The organism is Kineosporiaceae bacterium, from assembly GCA_016713225.1.
Classification (GTDB): Bacteria; Actinomycetota; Actinomycetes; order Actinomycetales; family Kineosporiaceae; genus JADJPO01.
Window position 1 is genome coordinate 306,464 of the sequence record JADJPO010000004.1, and the last position, 16,310, is coordinate 322,773.

Genomic DNA, 16,310 nt, shown 5'->3' on the forward strand with positions numbered 1-16,310 from the left:
CGACAACTAGCGGCGGCCGACGAACCAGTTGCGCAGGGTCGCGATGCGCGCCTGAACCTCCTCCGAGCTGGCCTTGGCCACCTCGGGGCCGCCGCACTTGGCGCGCAGGTCGGCATGCACGACGCCGTGGGGCTGGCCGGTGCGCCGTGCCCAGGCACCCACCAGGGTGTGCAGCTCCTTGCGCAGGGTGGTCAGCTCGCGGTGGGTGGCGACCTCGACCACCGTCGCGCCCTTCTTCTGCCCGGCCAACTGACGGTTCTGGCGCGCCCGCAACGCGGTGGTGACCTCTTCGGGCTCGAGCAACCCGGGCAACTGCAGGAAGCCCTGTTCATGTTCGCTGCCGATCTCGGCGGTGGTGCCGAACTCCTGCGCGTCGAACAGCACCCGGTCGAACTCGGCCTGCGCGTCGAGGGCCTCGAAGGCCTTGCCCTCCAGCGTGTTCGAGGCTTTGTCCTCGCGGTTGGCTGCGGCGAGCTCGTCGTCCTCGGGCGACCAGCCCTCGTCGTCCTTGGCCGGCTTGCCCAGCACGTGATCGCGCTCGACCTCGAGCTCACCGGCCAACGCGAGCAGCGTCGGCACGCTCGGCAGGAAGATCGAGGCCATCTCGCCGCGGCTGCGCGCCCGCACGAACCGGCCCACCGCCTGGGCGAAGAACAGCGGCGTCGAGGTCGAGGTGGCGTAGACCCCGACCGCCAGCCGCGGCACGTCGACCCCCTCGGAGACCATGCGGACGGCGACCATCCAGCGCTGGTTCGAGGTGGTGAAGTCCTCGATCTTCTGCGAGGAGGTGGCGTCGTCCGAGACCACCACCACCGGTGGTTCGCCGCTGATCTCGCGCAGCAGCGCCGCGTAGGCGCGGGCCGCGGTCTGGTCGGTCGCGATCACCAGGCCGCCAGCGTCCGGCACGCTGCGCCGCACCTGGGTCAGCCGCTGATCGGCCGCGGCCAGCACCGCCGGGATCCACTGTCCGGTGGGGTCCAGGGCGGTGCGCCAGGCGTGGGCGGCCATGTCGCGGGTCATCTGCTCGCCGAGCCGGGCGCTCAGTTCGTCGCCACTACGGGTGCGCCAGCGCATCTCACCCGAGTACGACATGAAGATCACCGGCCGGACGACGCGGTCGGCCAGCGCGTCGGCGTAGCCGTAGCTGTGGTCGGCGCGCGAGCGCATCACGCCGTCCGGGTCGCGCCGGTCCTGCTCGTAGGTGACGAACGGGATCGGGGCGTCGTCCGAGCGGAACGGGGTACCGGTCAGCGACAGCCGCCGGGTGGCCAGCTCGAACGCCTCCCGAATGGCATCGCCCCAGCTCAGCGCGTCCCCGCCGTGGTGGATCTCGTCCAGGATCACCAACGTGCGGGCGGCCTCGGTGCGCGCCCGGTGCAGCGCCGGCCGGGTGGCGATCTGGGCATAGGTGACCGCGACCCCGTCGAAGGACCGCGAGTGCGAGCCGTGGCTGTTGCGGAAGGTCGGGTCGATCCGGATGCCCATCCGGTGCGCGGCGTCGGCCCACTGCGTCTTCAGGTGCTCGGTCGGGCAGACCACCGTGACCCGTTGCACCACACGGCGTTCCAGCAGCTCGGCGGCCACCCGCAGCGCGAACGTGGTCTTTCCCGCGCCGGGGGTGGCCACGGTGAGGAAGTCGCGCGGGTCACGCTCGAGATAGGTCGCCAGCGCCTGTTCCTGCCAGGCCCGCAGCTTCGAGGCGGTACCCCAGGAGGCCCGGGCCGGGAAGGCCGGAGAGAGTCCGGTGCGCCGGTGCGGAACAGGATTCTGCCGGCCACTCACGAACATCGGACCCTAGCCCAGGTTCGCCCGGCGACTCACCGAGACCGGCCACCTCCGGGCGCGGCGGCGTCCGGCATGCTACGCATTCAGGTGGATCTTGGGCCTGCGGACGCCGCAGCGCCCCAGAACATGGTTGACTATACCCGGGGGGGTATATGACCCATCAACCCCGGTGAGTCGACGGAGGAACGTATGGCCAGGATCGTGATCCTCGGAGCGGGTGTGTCCGGCCACACCGCAGCCCTTCACCTGCGGCGCACGTTGGGCAAGAGCCACGAGGTGATCGTGGTCTCACCCAACTCTCAGTGGAACTGGATCCCCTCCAACATCTGGGTCGGCGTCGGCCGCATGGGTGCCGACAAGGTGGTCTTCCCGCTGGCACCGATCTATCGCCGCAAAGGCATCACCTACCACCAGGCCAAGGCCGTGGCGGTACGCCCGGAGGGTGACGACACCGACCCCACCGGCGCCGTCGACATCGTCTACACCAGCCCCGATCGGGCCGGTGAACAGGTTCGACTGCGCTACGACTACCTGGTCAACGCCACCGGGCCCCGGCTGAACTTCGCGGCCACCCCGGGCCTGGGGCCTGACGGCCACTCGCTGTCGGTGTGCACCGCCGGCCACGCGGTCGAGGCCGCAGCAGCACTCGCCGAGACCATCGAGCGGGCCAAGCGCGGCGAACGGCAGACGCTGGTGGTCGGCATGGGCCACGGCACGTGCACCTGCGAGGGTGCGGCCTTCGAGTACGTGTTCAACGTCGACCACGAACTACGGCAGGCCGGGGTGCGTGATCTGACCGAGGTCATCTACCTGACCAACGAGTTCGAGCTGGGCGACTTCGGGGTCGATGGGATGACGTTCGCGCAGAGCGGTTTCCGGACGACGAGCAAGCTCTGGACCGAGTCGTTGTTCCGCGAACGCGGCGTCCGGGCCATTCTCGGGGCGCACGTCGAACGGGTCGAGCCCGGCGTGGTGCACTACGAACAGCTCGACGGCACCCGCCACGAACTGGCCTTCGACTTCGCCATGCTGCTCCCACCGTTCCGCGGCGCCGACCTGGCCGCCTACGACCGCTCCGGGGCCGACATCACCGGGACCGTCTTCGCCCCGAGTGGGTTCATGAAGGTCGACGCCGACTACACCGCCAAGGGCTACGACGACTGGCGGGCCGAGGACTGGCCCACCACCTACGAGAGCCCGGCCTACCCCGGGGTGTTCGCGGTGGGAATCGCCTTCGCGCCGCCCCACCAGATCTCGCGGCCGCGCAAGAGCCCGAACGGCACCGTGGTGGCACCCTCACCCCCGCGTACCGGCATGCCCTCGGGCGTGATGGGCAAGACCGTGGCCCTCACCATCGCCGAGCGGATCACACAGGGCAACAAGGCGCACACCCACGAGGCCTCGATGGCCTCGATGGGGGCCGCCTGTGTGGCATCGGCCGGTACCGGCCTGCGCACGGGGTCCGCGGCCTCGATGACCATGTACCCCGTGGTGCCGGACTACCAGAAGTACCCAGGCCACGGCCGTAGTCTCGACGACACCATCGGTGAGATCGGGCTGGCCGGGCACTGGCTCAAGCTGATGCTCCACTACCTGTTCATCTACAAGGCCAAGGCCCGCCCGGGCTGGCAGTTCATTCCGGAGTGATCGATGACCATGCCCTCGCCCCAGCCCTCGCCCACACCGCGGGACGACGCCGCCCTGCTCGAGGCGGACCGCGCCATCGCAGCCGCACCGCTGCCGACCCCCCGCACGATCCGGGCACGCCAGAACCTGCTGATCCAGCTCGGCCGATTCGTCGTGCTGAACACCCGCATCATGCGGATGGTGCTCAAGGGAGACCACTGACCGCCGGGGTGAGCTCGGCGCGCTCACTCGTCCTCGGTCGGACCCGAACCCCGACCCAGCCCGAGAGCACGCCGACGATCCCCAGCACGCCCCAGATCAGCATGTAGACACCCACGTCGTCACCACCCGGGTCGTGGCCGGCCGCGAACACGGCGCCGGACAGCCCGATCCCGAGGATGCTGCCGAGGTTGTCCCCGATCTGGACGGCGGCCGCGCTGCGCCCGGACTCCCCCGCCGGTGACAGCCGCAGCAGCAGCACGCTCGAACAGGACATCGCCCAGCCCATGCCCAGCCCGGCGACCGCCCACACGGGTGCCGCCACCACCACCGGGACGCCGTCCAGAGGGGTCAGCGTCAGCCCCGCCAACGCGAGCCCGATCAGCAGACCCCCGACCACCAGCAACCGGAAGCGATCCGGGGCACCGCCCGGCCAGTGCCCCTGGCTCCACGAGCCGGCGAACCAGCCGAGGGCACCGCAGGTCAGGGCCAGGCCCGCCAGGGCCGGGGGCAGGCCGCGGTGCTCGACGAGCATCAGCGTGAGGAAGGCCTCCGACCCGAAGAAGGCCGCGTTGACGGCGGTGCGGTACACCACCAACGCCGGCAGGCCGCGAGCCAGCCGGAACACCCCGTCGGGCATCAACCGCACCAGCCCGGTCAGCATCACGAGCGAGGCGAGGACCGCGGCGGCCACCAGGGGCGCGTCACCGACGGCACCTGGCGAGGCCGCGGCGTGCAGCGCCCACTGCACCCCGCCGGCACCACCGGAGAGCAGCAGCCCGTTCAGCACGGTACGGCGCCGGCGGACGGCGCGCGGCGCGCCGTCCGGGGGGTCGTCGTCCGGGGCAGGTGAGGGGATCCGCACGGTGCGCAGCCGGGCGGCCAGCACCCACAACGGAGCCGGCAACAGCGGCAGCACCGCCAGGAACGGGGCGCGCCAGCCGATCTGGGTGGCGAGCAAACCGGCGATCGGCGGGCCGATCAGACTGGGCAGCACCCAACTGGCCGAGATCAGCCCGAACACCTTGGGCTGCAACGATTCCGGGTAGGCCGCGGCGACCAGCACATACATGCAGACCATGTGCACGCCGCCGCCCAGCCCGCTCAGCGCACGCCCGGTCAGGAAGACCAGGAAACCACTCGCCGTCCCGCTGAGCAGCAACCCGGCACCGAAGGCGACCAGCCCCGCCACCATCACCGGCCCCGGGCCGCGCCGGTCGACGACGTCACCGGCCACCACGATGCCCAGCAACGCCGCCGTGACGAACAACGAGAACGCCAGGCCGTACTCGCGCAGGCCACCCAGGGCGCGGGCGGCCACGGGCATCGCCGTCACCACGGCGTAGGCCTCGAAGGCCACCAGCAGGACGACGGCGACGACGGCCGCGGTGGTGGTGCGATACGGACGGCGCCAGGGGCTAGCTGTCACCACCGGAACCGGAACCCGACCCCGTGTCGCCGCCACCCTTGCCGTCGCCGCCCTTGCCGCCACCGCGCGGCAGCTGCTCGTAGATCTCCTTGCAGGCCGGGCAGACCGGGAACTTGCTCGGATCGCGGCCGGGCACCCAGACCTTGCCGCACAACGCGATCACGGGCATGCCGGTGACAGCCGACTCGACGATCTTCTCCTTGCGCACGTAGTGCGCGAAGCGCTCGTGGTCGCCGGGCTCGACCGGCTGCTCGACCAGTTCGCGGTCCAGCAGAGCGGTGGCGCCGTGGTCGACCGAGGGCGCCGTCATGGGTGAGGACAGCGGGGCGGGATCGTCGACGGAGCTCATGGCGAGCGAGTCTAGGCCGCACTCGGCGGGTTCACCATCAAGGCCGCAGGTCGATCACACAAGGCACCGATAAGGCGCCTTTACCCCCGGCTCGAGGGGAGGCATCCGAGGGTGTGAGTCACCATCACACCACGAGAAGGGCCGCACACCGTGAGAGTGCTCCGACGCCTGGGGATCGCCGCCACCGCTGGGTTGACCTTGGCCGCTGTAGGGGTCGCCGTGCCCCGGATCCTCAGCCAGGACGCCACCCTCCCCGGAACCGCAGCGCAGGCGACGCACGCCACCGGCGCAGCTGTCGAAGCCGCCGACGCCGGCACCGCCGCGGCGACCGACGACCCCGCGGGTTCCGTGGCACCCGAGCCGGTGCTGACGGCGATGCAGCGCGACCTCGGGCTGAGCGAGCAGGACGCCGTATTGCGGGTACTCGCCGAGGACGCAGCCCGCGACACCGACGCCTCGCTGCGGAGCCGGCTCGGTGCGAGCTACGTCGGGTCCTACCTGAGCGCAGACGGCAACACCCTGACCGTGACCGTCACCGATCGTGCGGCGGCGAAGATCGTCACGGCGGCCCACGCCGTCCCGGTGATCGTCCGGACGAGTGCCGGTGAGCTCGACCGGGTCAAGTCCGCCCTCGATGCGCAGCCAGCACCCGTTGAGGTCGTCGGCTACTTCGTCGACGTGAAGTCCAACACCGTTCGGGTGAGAGCTCGCTCCCACGAGGCTGCCCAGGCGTTCGCCACGGCGGCAGGCGTCGGCGGCAAGGTCACGATCGAGGTGACGGACGAGCAGCCGCGGCCGCTGGCCGACGTCCGGGGTGGCGACGCCTACCTGATCAACAGCCGGTCCCGGTGCTCGATCGGCTTCCCGGTCGAGGGTGGCTTCGTGACCGCCGGCCACTGTGGTGCAGCAGGCGCCAAGACCGCCGGGTCGAACGGGGTCGCTCAGGGAACGGTCACCGAAGCGATCTTCCCCGGCAACGACATGGGCCACGTCGTGGTCAACGCCAACTGGACGCCGCAACCGTGGGTCAAGGGGTCAACCGCCGCGAACGTTCTGGTCACCGACTCGCAAGAAGCGGTGGTCGGTGCCTCCGTCTGCCGCTCGGGGTCCACCACGGGCTGGCACTGCGGCACGATCCAGTCGAAGAACAACACCATCCGCTACCCCGAGGGTCAGGTCAGCGGGATGACCCGCACCAACGTGTGCGCCGAACCGGGTGACTCGGGGGGCTCGTGGATCTCCGGGGCGCAGGCGCAGGGCGTCACCTCTGGCGGCTCGGGCAATTGCACCTCCGGCGGCACCACGTACTTCCAGCCGCTCAACCCGATCCTGACCCGGTACGGCCTGAAGCTGAAGGTCGTCGGTGGTGGCACCCCGACGCCGTCGCCCACCCCGACCACACCGTCACCCAGCCCCACCCGGCCGAGTCCGACGGTGACCACCCCGGCGCCGAGCCCGACGGTCACCACCCCGGTACCGAGCCCGACCGTGACGACCCCGGCACCCAGCCCGACGGTCACCACCCCCGTGCCGAGCCCGACCGTGACGACCCCGGCACCCAGCCCGACGGTCACCATCCCCGTGCCGAGCCCCACGGTCACCACCCCGGTACCGAGCCCGACGGTCACCACCCCGGTGCCCAGCCCCACGATCACCACCCCGGTACCGAGCCCGACGATCACCACCCCGGCGCCCAGCCCGACGATCACCACGCCCGCACCCAGCCCCACTCAGACTGCCCCCGGCTCACCGATCTGCTCCGGCTTCGGTGAACAGCACGCCGGCAGCGTCGGGCGCGGTTCGCACCGGTACAGCTTCTTCTCGATCCGCGGTCTGGACGTCGTCCACACGGTCTGCGCGGGAGCCCAGGCCCCGGCCAGGCACAGCCTGTCGCTCTACTTCTTCGTGCAGAAGTGGGTGCCGGGCAAGGGCTGGTCGACCGTGGTCCGGGGCAGCGACCGCGTGCACGGCGGGCAGGTGGCCCAGGTGAGCGCGAGCAACCTGTCGCTCACCGGCGAGCTGCGCTACCTGGTGTACCTGCCGCAATCCGGCCAGCGGAAGTTCGTCGCCGCGGCCTCCTGACCCTGGTTCGGGAGCACCAGGGCACCACGTTCGGGGACGTCGGCCATCGGTCGACGTCCCCGAACCGTTGCCCGGCATCCCGAGGTTCACGGGGTCATCCACAAGCTGGACATAAGGCGCCGTTACCGCAGCGCTCGAGAGCCTGCCCACAGGGTGGGACCAGCACCACGTCGATCACCGCGACAACCATGAGGACGGCTGCACTGTGAGAGCGCTTCACCGCCTGGGTATCGCCGCCGCTGCCGGGCTGCTCCTGGCCGGCATCGGGGTCAGCCTGCCTCAGGTTCTCGACCGGTCACAGCCCGCCGGAACGGCAGCACCTCAGGCCCGCACCGCGTCCTCGCACGCCCCGGCGGCCAAGGCCGCTGCGTCGTCCCGCCCGATCGCCTCGACCGCGCCGAAGGCCGCACCGGCGCGACGGAAGGCCACGCCCGTGGCGCCCGCCGCTCCCGACGCCGTGGCCCCGGCGCCCGTGCTCGAGGCGATGCAGCGCGACCTGGGCCTGAGCGCCGATCAGGCGGTGATCCGCGTGATCCAGGAGGACGAGGCCCGCACGATCGACCAGGATCTGCGCTCGCGCCTCGGCGATGCCTACGCCGGCTCGTACCTGTCCCCGGACGGCGGCGTGCTCACGGTCGCCGTCACCGACGCCGCGGCCGCCCGGACCGTCGAGGACGCCGACGCCATCCCGGCCGTGGTGGCGCTGAGCCAGAGCACGCTGGAGGAGACCACCTCGGCCCTGGACCGTCAGGGCGCCCAGGCAGTGCCGGACGGCGTGTGGTCGTGGTACGTCGACGTGGCCGCCAACACCGTGAGCATCGTCGCCCGCGACCAGGCCGCCGCGACCGCCTTCGCCGACGCGGCGGGCGTGGCACCTGCCGCCTACCGGGTCACGGTGAGCGACGAGCAGCCGCAGCCGATGGCCGACATCCGTGGCGGCGATGCCTTCTACATCAACAACATGTACCGCTGCTCGGTCGGGTTCTCGGTCGAGGGCGGCTTCGTGACCGCCGGCCACTGCGGTGACGCCGGTGCCACCGTGGCCGGGTTCAACCGGGCCGCCGCAGGCGTGTTCAAGGCCTCGAACTTCCCCGGCACGGACTTCGCCTTCGTCCAGACCAATGCCGGCTGGACGCCGCAGCCCTGGGTGAAGGACGCCGCCGGGGGCAACGTGCAGGTCGCGGGCTCGCAGGAGGCCGTGGTCGGCGCCACGGTGTGTCGCTCCGGGGCGAGCACCGGCTGGCACTGCGGAACCATCCAGTCCAAGAACGCCACGGTGAGCTACCCCGAGGGCCGGGTCAGCGGGCTGACCCGCACCAACGCCTGCGCCGACCACGGTGACTCCGGCGGCGCGTGGATCTCCGGACAGCAGGCGCAGGGGGTCACCTCCGGCGGAAACGGCAACTGCACCGCCGGTGGAACCACCTATTTCCAGCCGCTCAACCCGATCCTGTCCACCTACGGGCTGCGGCTGAAGTCCACGGTCGCGGCTCCTGCACCGGCCACCCCGCCGGCGCCCACAACTCCGGTGCCCACCACACCGGCGCCGACCAAGCCCGCGCCCGTCCCGGCTCCGTCGACGGGCGGCAACCCGCCGTCCGGCAACCCGCCGGCGGCGGGTCGACCGGCACCCGGCCAGGGCACCTCGGCAGCGATCTGCTCGGCGTACCACAAGAAGGTCAGGGCCTCGGTGGGCAGTAGCCGCTACCTGATCCTGCCGGCCAAGGGCCAGTACAGCGCCAAGGCATCGGTTCAGCGGGCGTGCGCCGGTCTGGCCGGTCCGGTGCGGATCCACCTGTTCCTGCAGAAGTGGGTCCCGCGCAAGGGCTGGGTCACGGTGGTCTCGGCCAAGGGCGGATCGTCCAGCACGGCCGTGGGCCAGGCCACCACCCGGGCTCGGGTGTCGGCGGGCCGCTACCGCTACATCGTCTACATCCCGACGGGCGCGCGAACCTTCACCTTCGGCACCGCCTGACAAACCCTCAGTTGGCGGCGGGGGTCTCGGGGTAGGTCGAGACGAAGGCCAGGTCGCCGCGCTGGCGGCGCAGCACCGAGCGCCACAGGTCGTCGGGACGGTCGCTGAAGGGGTCGCGCGCCTCGACGTCCACGATGTACCAGGCACCCTCGGCGAGCTCCTGTTCGAGCTGGCCGGACGACCAGCCGGAGTGCCCCGCGAAGATCCGCAGGCCCGCCACCCCGTCGGCCACGATCTGGGGTGGCACGTCGAGGTCGACCAGGCCGAGGGCACCGAAGATGCGCCGGACGCCGATCGGGTCCTGATCGTCCCCGGGCACCGCCACCACCCCCAGCGCGCCGTCCAACCCGACCGGCCCGCCCTGGAACAGCCGGCCCGGTGCCGTGACATACGGCTGCCACTCGGGCAACACCCGCGAGACATCGACGTCCATCGGGCGGTTCACCACGATGCCCATGGCGCCCTCGTCGGTGTGATCGAGCATGAGGACGACGGTGCGCTTGAAGTGGGGATCCTCGAGCAGTGGGGTGGCCACCAGGAGCCGACCGGCCAGCCGCTGCCCGTCGGCGGGCGCGTTGTGCTCGGGACCGATCATCGGAGGTCACCGCCCACGACGACCGAGCGGACGCCGCGCCAGCGCAGCAGTGCCCAGACCAGCAGTACCCCGAGCGCGTCGGCGACGGCGTCCCAGACGTCACCGGAGCGGCGCGCCAACCACAGGTACTGAGCCAATTCGCTGATCACCGCGTTGGCGAGCAGGGCGATCACCAGGGGCTTGATCGCCAGGCCCGCTCGCACGCCGGTGTAGAGCACGACGCCGAACAGCGCCATGTGGACGATCTTGTCCGTGCCCAGGACGGGTGAGGCCACACCGGCCTTGGGGCTGTACAGCGCCACCAGGTGCACGAGGACAGTCACCACGAAGATCGTGCGCCGGGTACGGACGTTCACGCCACGACCCTAACCCGCGGCCAGCAAGGGCAGCGCCGAGATGAACGTGCCCACCAGGACCGCGGCCTCCCACCGCACCACGCGAAAGCCCCTCACCATGAACGCCAGAGCGAGCACGGATACCGCGATCATCAGCAGGCATCCGGTCACCGCCACCTCGGGACCGGCGACGACGTCCGGCTGGATCAGGCCGATGACGCCGCCCACGGCCAGGGCGTTGAACAGGTTGGATCCCATCAGGTTGCCGACGATCAGGTCGCTCTCGCCACGCCGGGCGGCCTGCGCCGCGGTGACCAGCTCCGGCAACGAGGTGCCCACCGCGACCACGGTGGCCCCGATGAAGCCCTCCGACAACCCCATACCGGAGGCGATTCCGACGGCGCCCCACACCAGCAGTTGCGCTCCCGCGAGGGTGCCGAGCAATCCGCCGACCGTTTGCACGGCCACCCGAGAGCCGGCCCGCGGGGCCTCGACCAAGTCGTCCACCTCGTGGCCCAGAGCGACGGCGGCCGGTTGCGTCCCGCCCGCCAGCGCCCATCGCACCAAGGCCCACAACGCCAGGGCCAGGACGATGATCAATCCCAGCCCCTCGCGGCGCGAGAGCCCACCCTGAAGCGCACCGGCGAACAGCACCGAGGCCAGCAGGGCCAAGGGCACCTCGCGACGTACCACCTCGACCCGCACCACGATCGGCGCGGTCATCGCCGCCACCCCGAGAACCAGGGTCAGATTGGCGATGTTCGACCCCACCACGTTGCCGAAGCCGATGTCCGCCGAGCCGGACGCCGCGGCCAGGCCGGAGACCAACATCTCGGGCGCCGACGTGCCGAACCCGATCACCACCACCCCGACGATCACCGAGGGCACGCCGAGCCGCGCCGCCACGGACGACGCCCCGATCACCAGGGCATCCGCCGACCGGGCGAGCAGCACCAGGCCGGCGAGACACGCCGCCAGATACGCCGCGAGCACGTCAGTGCGCTCGTCGGGCGCAGGGGCGCAACGCAGGGGTCGAAGAATCCACGGGAGCTCCTCGGGCAGGTGGGCACCAGCGCCGACCAGACTTCCCGGCTCACCGATCACGACTGTACGGGGCTGCCGTGCCCGAGATCACCACTGAGGTGGGATTTGTTCGCCGTTGCAGAGGTGGCGGGATCCGTCGGCTGAACGCCCCTCGTCCCTCGGGGCAGCCTCCTCCCGATTCCCACAGCGTCGACGAACGAGGCAGGCCCCCCACGAAGTGCGTGTGGGGGGCCTGCCTCGTTGGTGGAGGTGGCGGGAATCGAACCCGCGTCCGCCGGTGGTGAGCCAGTTCTTCTCCGGGCGCAGTCCGCTGTGGCCTTTCTCAGCCCCGGCGATCACGCGGACGAGTCGCCGAGCCGGGCTCAGTCACTGTTTGTGTCGCATCAGCTCCGTGACCGGGCTTTCAGCCAGTGGCCTTCTAGATGACGTCAGCACCCGGGCCGAAGGCGTGCTCGGGGCTGACGGAGACTTGCCTCGCTCAGGCGGCGAGGGCGAAGTGCTCGGTGCTCTGCTTGTTGGCAGTTATTGGTTTGCGACGAGGATTAACGAGATCACGTCACCTACTCGGCCCGCTTCACCTGCCTCGACATCCGACGTCGAAGCCTGTCACCCCCCTGGGTGTGTCATGTCCTGCCGTGGATCTTCCTGGATGGTGCGTGGATCATGCCGACTGCCACCGGCCTCACCAGCGTACTGCGCGCAACGCCGTCGGCTCCAGCGGCATTCCCCGGATGGAGTCACGGCAGGTCGACCCGAGCAGCACATCCGCCGAACGGGTGATCAGGGTGACGGTCTCACCCGCCGATGGAGACCGGGTGATGGCCCAGCGACCGGCGACCGAGCCTGCCCGCGCGGCGCCCGCTGCTGCCCTGCTCCGGGTGCCACGTCAGCGCACCGGCGGCGGCATGCGCGTCGACGACCTGCAGCAGGCCCTCACCGCCATCGGCCGTCAGACCTCGGACGCCGGGGTGGCCCAGCTGCTCTTGGAGGCCTCCCGCCGCCTGACCGGCCTGGCGATGTGGAGCTGGGACCTGGCCACGGGTCGGCTCACCTGGTCACAGGAGATGTTCGCCCTCATCGGCCTGCCCCCGGGAACCACCCCCTCGATCGAGGAATGGCAGCAACTGCTGCACCCGGATGACCGTGACGACCTCACCGAGTCCGACACCGCCTCGGCCCAGGCCGGCGAGGGCTGGCAGGTCATCTTCCGGGTGCTGCCCCCCGACGGTGTCATTCGCTACCTCGAGGCCTGGTCGGACGTCATCACCGACGAGCAGGGCCGCCCGGTCGCCGTCCTCGGCGCCACCATGGACGTCACGGCCCAGCAGCAGACGCTGCAGGCGCTGCAGTCCAGCCGTGAGGTGTTCCGGCTCGCCTTCGACGAGGCGCCGATCGGCATGGCGATCCTCGAGGTCGTCGCCGACTCGGTCAGTACCGTCATGATCAACCGTGCCCTGCGCCGCCTGGCCGGGGCGGACGAGGATCTGACCGATGACGCCGACGGCGTCGACCTCGCCGACGGGTTCGACCTGGCCTCGCGAGTGCACCCCGACGACCGCGCCACGCTGCACGCCCTCACCGTGGTCGACGAGAACGCGGCCCAGGCGGTTCGAGCCGCCGAACTGCGTCTGGTGCGACCGGACGGCTCGTACACCCACACCTGGGTCCACGCCGCCGCAGCCGTCTCGGGCGACGGCGCCGACCGGCTGTTCCGGGTCATCCTGCACATGATCGACATGACCGTGCTGCGGCGCACCCAGGCCGAGCTGGAGCGCCTCGCCCTCACCGACACCGTGACCGGGTTGGCGAACCGGACGGCACTGGAGGTGGCCGCCCAGACCGCCCTGGCCGACATGCGCCCGGGGCTCGGGCTGGGCTTCATGTTGCTCGACCTCGATCGGTTCAAGACCGTGAACGACTCCCTGGGCCACCTCGCCGGCGATGCCCTGCTGGTCGAGGTCGGCCGGCGGCTGCGCAGCGCCGTCCCGCACAGCGCGACCGTCGCCCGGCTGGGAGGCGACGAGTTCGCCGTCCTGATCAAGGGGAGCCCCTCCCCCAAGGCGCTGGCCGACCAGGCCGACATGGTGCGACTGCGGCTGGGCCACCCCTACACCCTGCCCGGCGCCGCGCGGCTGAACTCGACGGCCAGCGTCGGAGTGACCTGGTGCGGTCAGGGCACCCACACCATGCAGGACCTGTATCGCGAGGCCGACCTGGCGCTCTACGCCGCCAAGGGCGCCGGCCGCGACGCGGTCGCGTTGTTCGACGACGACCTGCGCGCCACCGCCGATCAACGGATCGAGAACGAACGCAAGCTGCGGTCCGCGCTGGCCAACGACGGAGTGCGGATGGTGTTGCAGCCGGTGGTCGCCCTCGCCTCGGGCGAGGTGGTGGCCAGCGAGGCGCTGGCCCGCATGGAACACCCCGAGCTCGGTCTGCTCACCCCGGACGTGTTCATCACGGCCGCCGAGGAGACCGGCCTGGTGATCGAGATCGACAGCCGGATCTGCGAACTCGCCATCGCTGCCCTGGCCAGCACGTCCGACGACCCGCGGCTGCAGCGGATCGCGGTCAACGTCTCACCCCGCACGCTCGACCACGCCGAGTGGCGTGCCCGGATGCGCGCGGCCCTGCGCCGCCACCGGGTCGACGCCCAGCGGCTGTTGATCGAGGTGACCGAGTCGAGCCTGCTGGACGCCGGCAGCCCCCGCGCCGCCCAGCTGCGCGAGCTGCAGGACGAGGGCATGACGGTGGGCATCGACGACTTCGGCACCGGCTACTCGGCGCTGGCCTACCTGGACGCCTTCAACCTGGACTTCCTCAAGATCGACCGGTCGTTCGTGTCGCGGCTGGGCACCGGCAAGCGGCCCGATGCCGTGGTGTCGGCGATCATCAAACTGGCCCATGCCCACGGCATGACGGTCACCGCCGAGGGCGTCGAGACCGCCGAACAGGCCGAGATGTTGCGCCTGATGGGTTGCGACCGTGGCCAGGGCTGGCACTTCGGCAGGCCGTCCCCCCTCTGAGACTCAGCGGTATCCGAGACTCAGCGGTGCTTGTGAGCCTGGACGGCGCGGTCGACCTCGCGCTTGTCCTGCCGCTCGCGCAGGGCGTGCCGCTTGTCGTACTCCTTCTTGCCTCGGGCCAGGGCGATCTCGACCTTGGCCCGGCCGTCGGAGAAGTACAGCTGCAGCGGCACGATGGTGTGCCCCTTCTCGCGCAGCGCCGCCTCGAGCTTGTCGATCTCGGTGCGGTGCATGAGCAGCTTGCGCTTGCGCCGCGGGGCGTGATTGGTCCAGGTGCCCTGCGAGTACTCCGGGATGTGCACGGACTGCAGCCAGGCCTCGCCGTCGTCGATCGAGACGAACCCGTCGACCAGCGACGCCCGCCCCGCCCGCAATGCCTTGACCTCGGTACCGGTCAGCACCAGCCCGGCCTCGACCACATCGTCGATGTGATAGTCGTGGCGGGCCTTGCGATTCGAGGCCACCACCTTGCGGCCGGTTTCACGAGGCATCCGACCAGTGTAGGCAGGGGTGAGGCGCCTCAGAGCCAGCGCATCGGGTTGGCGTAGTTGCCGTCCACCAGGGCCTCGAAGTGCAGGTGACACCCGGTCGACAAGCCGGTGGTACCCACGTACCCGATGACCTGGCCTCGGCTCACCGAGCCGCCTCCCCGCACGATGCGCGACAGGTGGTTGTAGGTGGTGGCCAGGTCGGCGCCGTTGACCAAGCCGTGGTCGATGATGACCCGGTTGCCGTACCCCCCGGCCCAGCCCGCCGAGATGATCTCGCCGTCCGCCGCCGCGTACACCGCGGTGCCGCAGCCGGCCGCGAAGTCGGTTCCGGTGTGCATCCGGGAGTAGTGCAGGATCGGGTGGTAGCGCATGCCGAAACCGGAGCTGATCCGGCCCGAACTCGGGTACCCGAAGAATCCGTTGGACGCCCGCTGACCTCCGCTGTCGCCGCCTCCACCGCCACCCTGACGGGCGCGCTTGCGAGCCGCCTCGCGGGCCTTGCGCGCCCGCTCGGCCAGGATCGCCCGGAGTTTGGACTGCTCGGCGGCCAGCTCGTCCAGCCGCTTCTTCTCGGCGGCGATCTTGCCCTGGATCGTGGTCACCGCGCCCTGCTGGGTGGCCACCAGGGTGGTGACCTCGGCCTCGGCGGTGGCCGCCTGCTGTTCGGCCGCGCGGCGCGCCGCGACCACGAGGGTGGACTGGCGCTTCAGCTCGGCGATCTGGGCCCGGACGGCGGCCAGCCGGCTGCCGCGGGCCCGCATCTCGGCTTGCTGCACCGCGAGCCGGTCGATGGCACCGTTCTGTGCCCGCAACGCGGCTCCCGCATAGGCGAGACGCTCACTGAGGTGCTCGGGGCTGTCGGCCTGCAACAGGATGGACAGCCCGTTGATGTCGCTGCCCACGTACGCCTGCCGGGCGATGTCGCCCAGGGCCTTGCGGGTCTCGTCCTCCGCGGTGGCCTGGGCCTGCAGGTCACGTTCGGCCTTGCCCTCCTCGGCGCGGGCCACCTCGAGCTGGGCGGCCAGGTGTGCGTCCTGCGCGGTGGCCTGAGCCAGTCGGCCCTGTGCCGTGGCCAGGCTGGCCCGCGCCACGACGAGGTTCTGCTCGGCTCGCTTCAACGCGATCGCAGCCTCGACGAAGTCGGCGTTGGCGCCCTCGAGGGATTCCCGCAGGTCGGCGATCGCCGAGTCGACGTCCTTCTTGCGCTGGTCGATGTCGTCGGCCAACGGATGGGAGGCAGCCTGCGCCGCGCCCACCGGCCCCATCCCGGCGCAGGTCAGGCCCGGGACGACGAACAGCGCCGCGGCGCCCACGGACGCCAGTGCGCGTCGTCCGAACCTCGATGCCATCGCCT

Annotated in this window: 12 protein-coding genes, 1 other RNA gene and 1 pseudogene; 5 read left to right on the forward strand and 9 right to left on the reverse strand. The window is 71.2% G+C overall.

Annotated features, from left to right (window positions below):
- Nucleotides 1-6 precede the first annotated feature (6 nt).
- Nucleotides 7-1,788 carry a DEAD/DEAH box helicase gene (locus IPK24_17910; protein ID MBK8077387.1) on the reverse strand — a complete coding sequence of 594 codons (1,782 nt, stop codon included), beginning with the start codon at nucleotides 1,786-1,788 and terminating at the stop codon, nucleotides 7-9.
- A 186-nt stretch (nucleotides 1,789-1,974) separates the two neighbouring features.
- On the opposite strand from IPK24_17910, the gene IPK24_17915 reads away from it, so the two are divergent.
- Complete coding sequence (locus tag IPK24_17915; protein MBK8077388.1) at nucleotides 1,975-3,432, forward strand: NAD(P)/FAD-dependent oxidoreductase; 1,458 nt, start codon at nucleotides 1,975-1,977, stop codon at nucleotides 3,430-3,432.
- Between the two features lie 3 nt (nucleotides 3,433-3,435).
- Nucleotides 3,436-3,633 (forward strand): hypothetical protein, encoded by a 198-nt coding sequence (locus tag IPK24_17920; protein ID MBK8077389.1) that lies wholly within the window; start codon nucleotides 3,436-3,438, stop codon nucleotides 3,631-3,633.
- On the opposite strand, the gene IPK24_17925 is transcribed toward IPK24_17920, so the two are convergent.
- Together IPK24_17925 and IPK24_17930 are read right to left on the reverse strand one after the other, a co-directional pair.
- Entirely contained in the window at nucleotides 3,617-5,059 is a 1,443-nt protein-coding gene (locus IPK24_17925) for an MFS transporter (GenBank protein MBK8077390.1), read from the reverse strand. The genes IPK24_17920 and IPK24_17925 overlap by 17 nt on opposite strands.
- The gene (locus IPK24_17930) at nucleotides 5,049-5,408 is read right to left on the reverse strand and encodes a DUF3039 domain-containing protein (GenBank protein MBK8077391.1); all 360 of its coding nucleotides are present in this window, start codon (nucleotides 5,406-5,408) and stop codon (nucleotides 5,049-5,051) included. The genes IPK24_17925 and IPK24_17930 overlap by 11 nt, the downstream gene beginning before the upstream one ends.
- Before the next feature lie 375 nt (nucleotides 5,409-5,783).
- Between IPK24_17930 and IPK24_17935 the strand changes: the two are divergent.
- Together IPK24_17935 and IPK24_17940 are read left to right on the forward strand one after the other, a co-directional pair.
- A pseudogene (locus tag IPK24_17935) lies at nucleotides 5,784-6,740 on the forward strand (alpha-lytic protease prodomain-containing protein).
- 955 nt (nucleotides 6,741-7,695) lie between these two features.
- Nucleotides 7,696-9,465, forward strand: a complete 1,770-nt coding sequence (locus tag IPK24_17940; protein ID MBK8077392.1) for an alpha-lytic protease prodomain-containing protein — start codon at nucleotides 7,696-7,698, stop codon at nucleotides 9,463-9,465.
- Between the two features lie 7 nt (nucleotides 9,466-9,472).
- Here the strand turns inward: IPK24_17940 and IPK24_17945 are convergent, their stop codons facing one another.
- The 4 genes from IPK24_17945 to ssrA form a co-directional block, all read right to left on the reverse strand.
- Nucleotides 9,473-10,060: a YqgE/AlgH family protein gene (locus tag IPK24_17945; protein MBK8077393.1), complete on the reverse strand. Its 588-nt coding sequence runs from the start codon at nucleotides 10,058-10,060 to the stop codon at nucleotides 9,473-9,475.
- Nucleotides 10,057-10,416 (reverse strand): VanZ family protein, encoded by a 360-nt coding sequence (locus IPK24_17950; protein ID MBK8077394.1) that lies wholly within the window; start codon nucleotides 10,414-10,416, stop codon nucleotides 10,057-10,059. The genes IPK24_17945 and IPK24_17950 overlap by 4 nt, the downstream gene beginning before the upstream one ends.
- Nucleotides 10,417-10,425: 9 nt before the next feature.
- On the reverse strand, nucleotides 10,426-11,373 hold the full coding sequence (locus IPK24_17955; protein ID MBK8077395.1) for a calcium/sodium antiporter: 948 nt from the start codon (nucleotides 11,371-11,373) through the stop codon (nucleotides 10,426-10,428).
- A 307-nt stretch (nucleotides 11,374-11,680) separates the two neighbouring features.
- Nucleotides 11,681-12,053: a transfer-messenger RNA gene (gene ssrA, locus IPK24_17960) on the reverse strand.
- A gap of 204 nt (nucleotides 12,054-12,257) precedes the next feature.
- On the opposite strand from ssrA, the gene IPK24_17965 reads away from it, so the two are divergent.
- Complete coding sequence (locus IPK24_17965; protein MBK8077396.1) at nucleotides 12,258-14,465, forward strand: EAL domain-containing protein; 2,208 nt, start codon at nucleotides 12,258-12,260, stop codon at nucleotides 14,463-14,465.
- Between the two features lie 20 nt (nucleotides 14,466-14,485).
- Here IPK24_17965 and smpB read toward each other — a convergent pair whose 3' ends face one another.
- Both smpB and IPK24_17975 read right to left on the reverse strand, forming a co-directional pair.
- Nucleotides 14,486-14,956 (reverse strand): SsrA-binding protein SmpB, encoded by a 471-nt coding sequence (smpB, locus tag IPK24_17970; protein ID MBK8077397.1) that lies wholly within the window; start codon nucleotides 14,954-14,956, stop codon nucleotides 14,486-14,488.
- A gap of 29 nt (nucleotides 14,957-14,985) precedes the next feature.
- A complete protein-coding gene (locus IPK24_17975) occupies nucleotides 14,986-16,305 on the reverse strand; it encodes a peptidoglycan DD-metalloendopeptidase family protein (GenBank protein MBK8077398.1) in 1,320 nt (439 codons plus the stop codon).
- Between the last annotated feature and the right edge of the window lie 5 nt (nucleotides 16,306-16,310).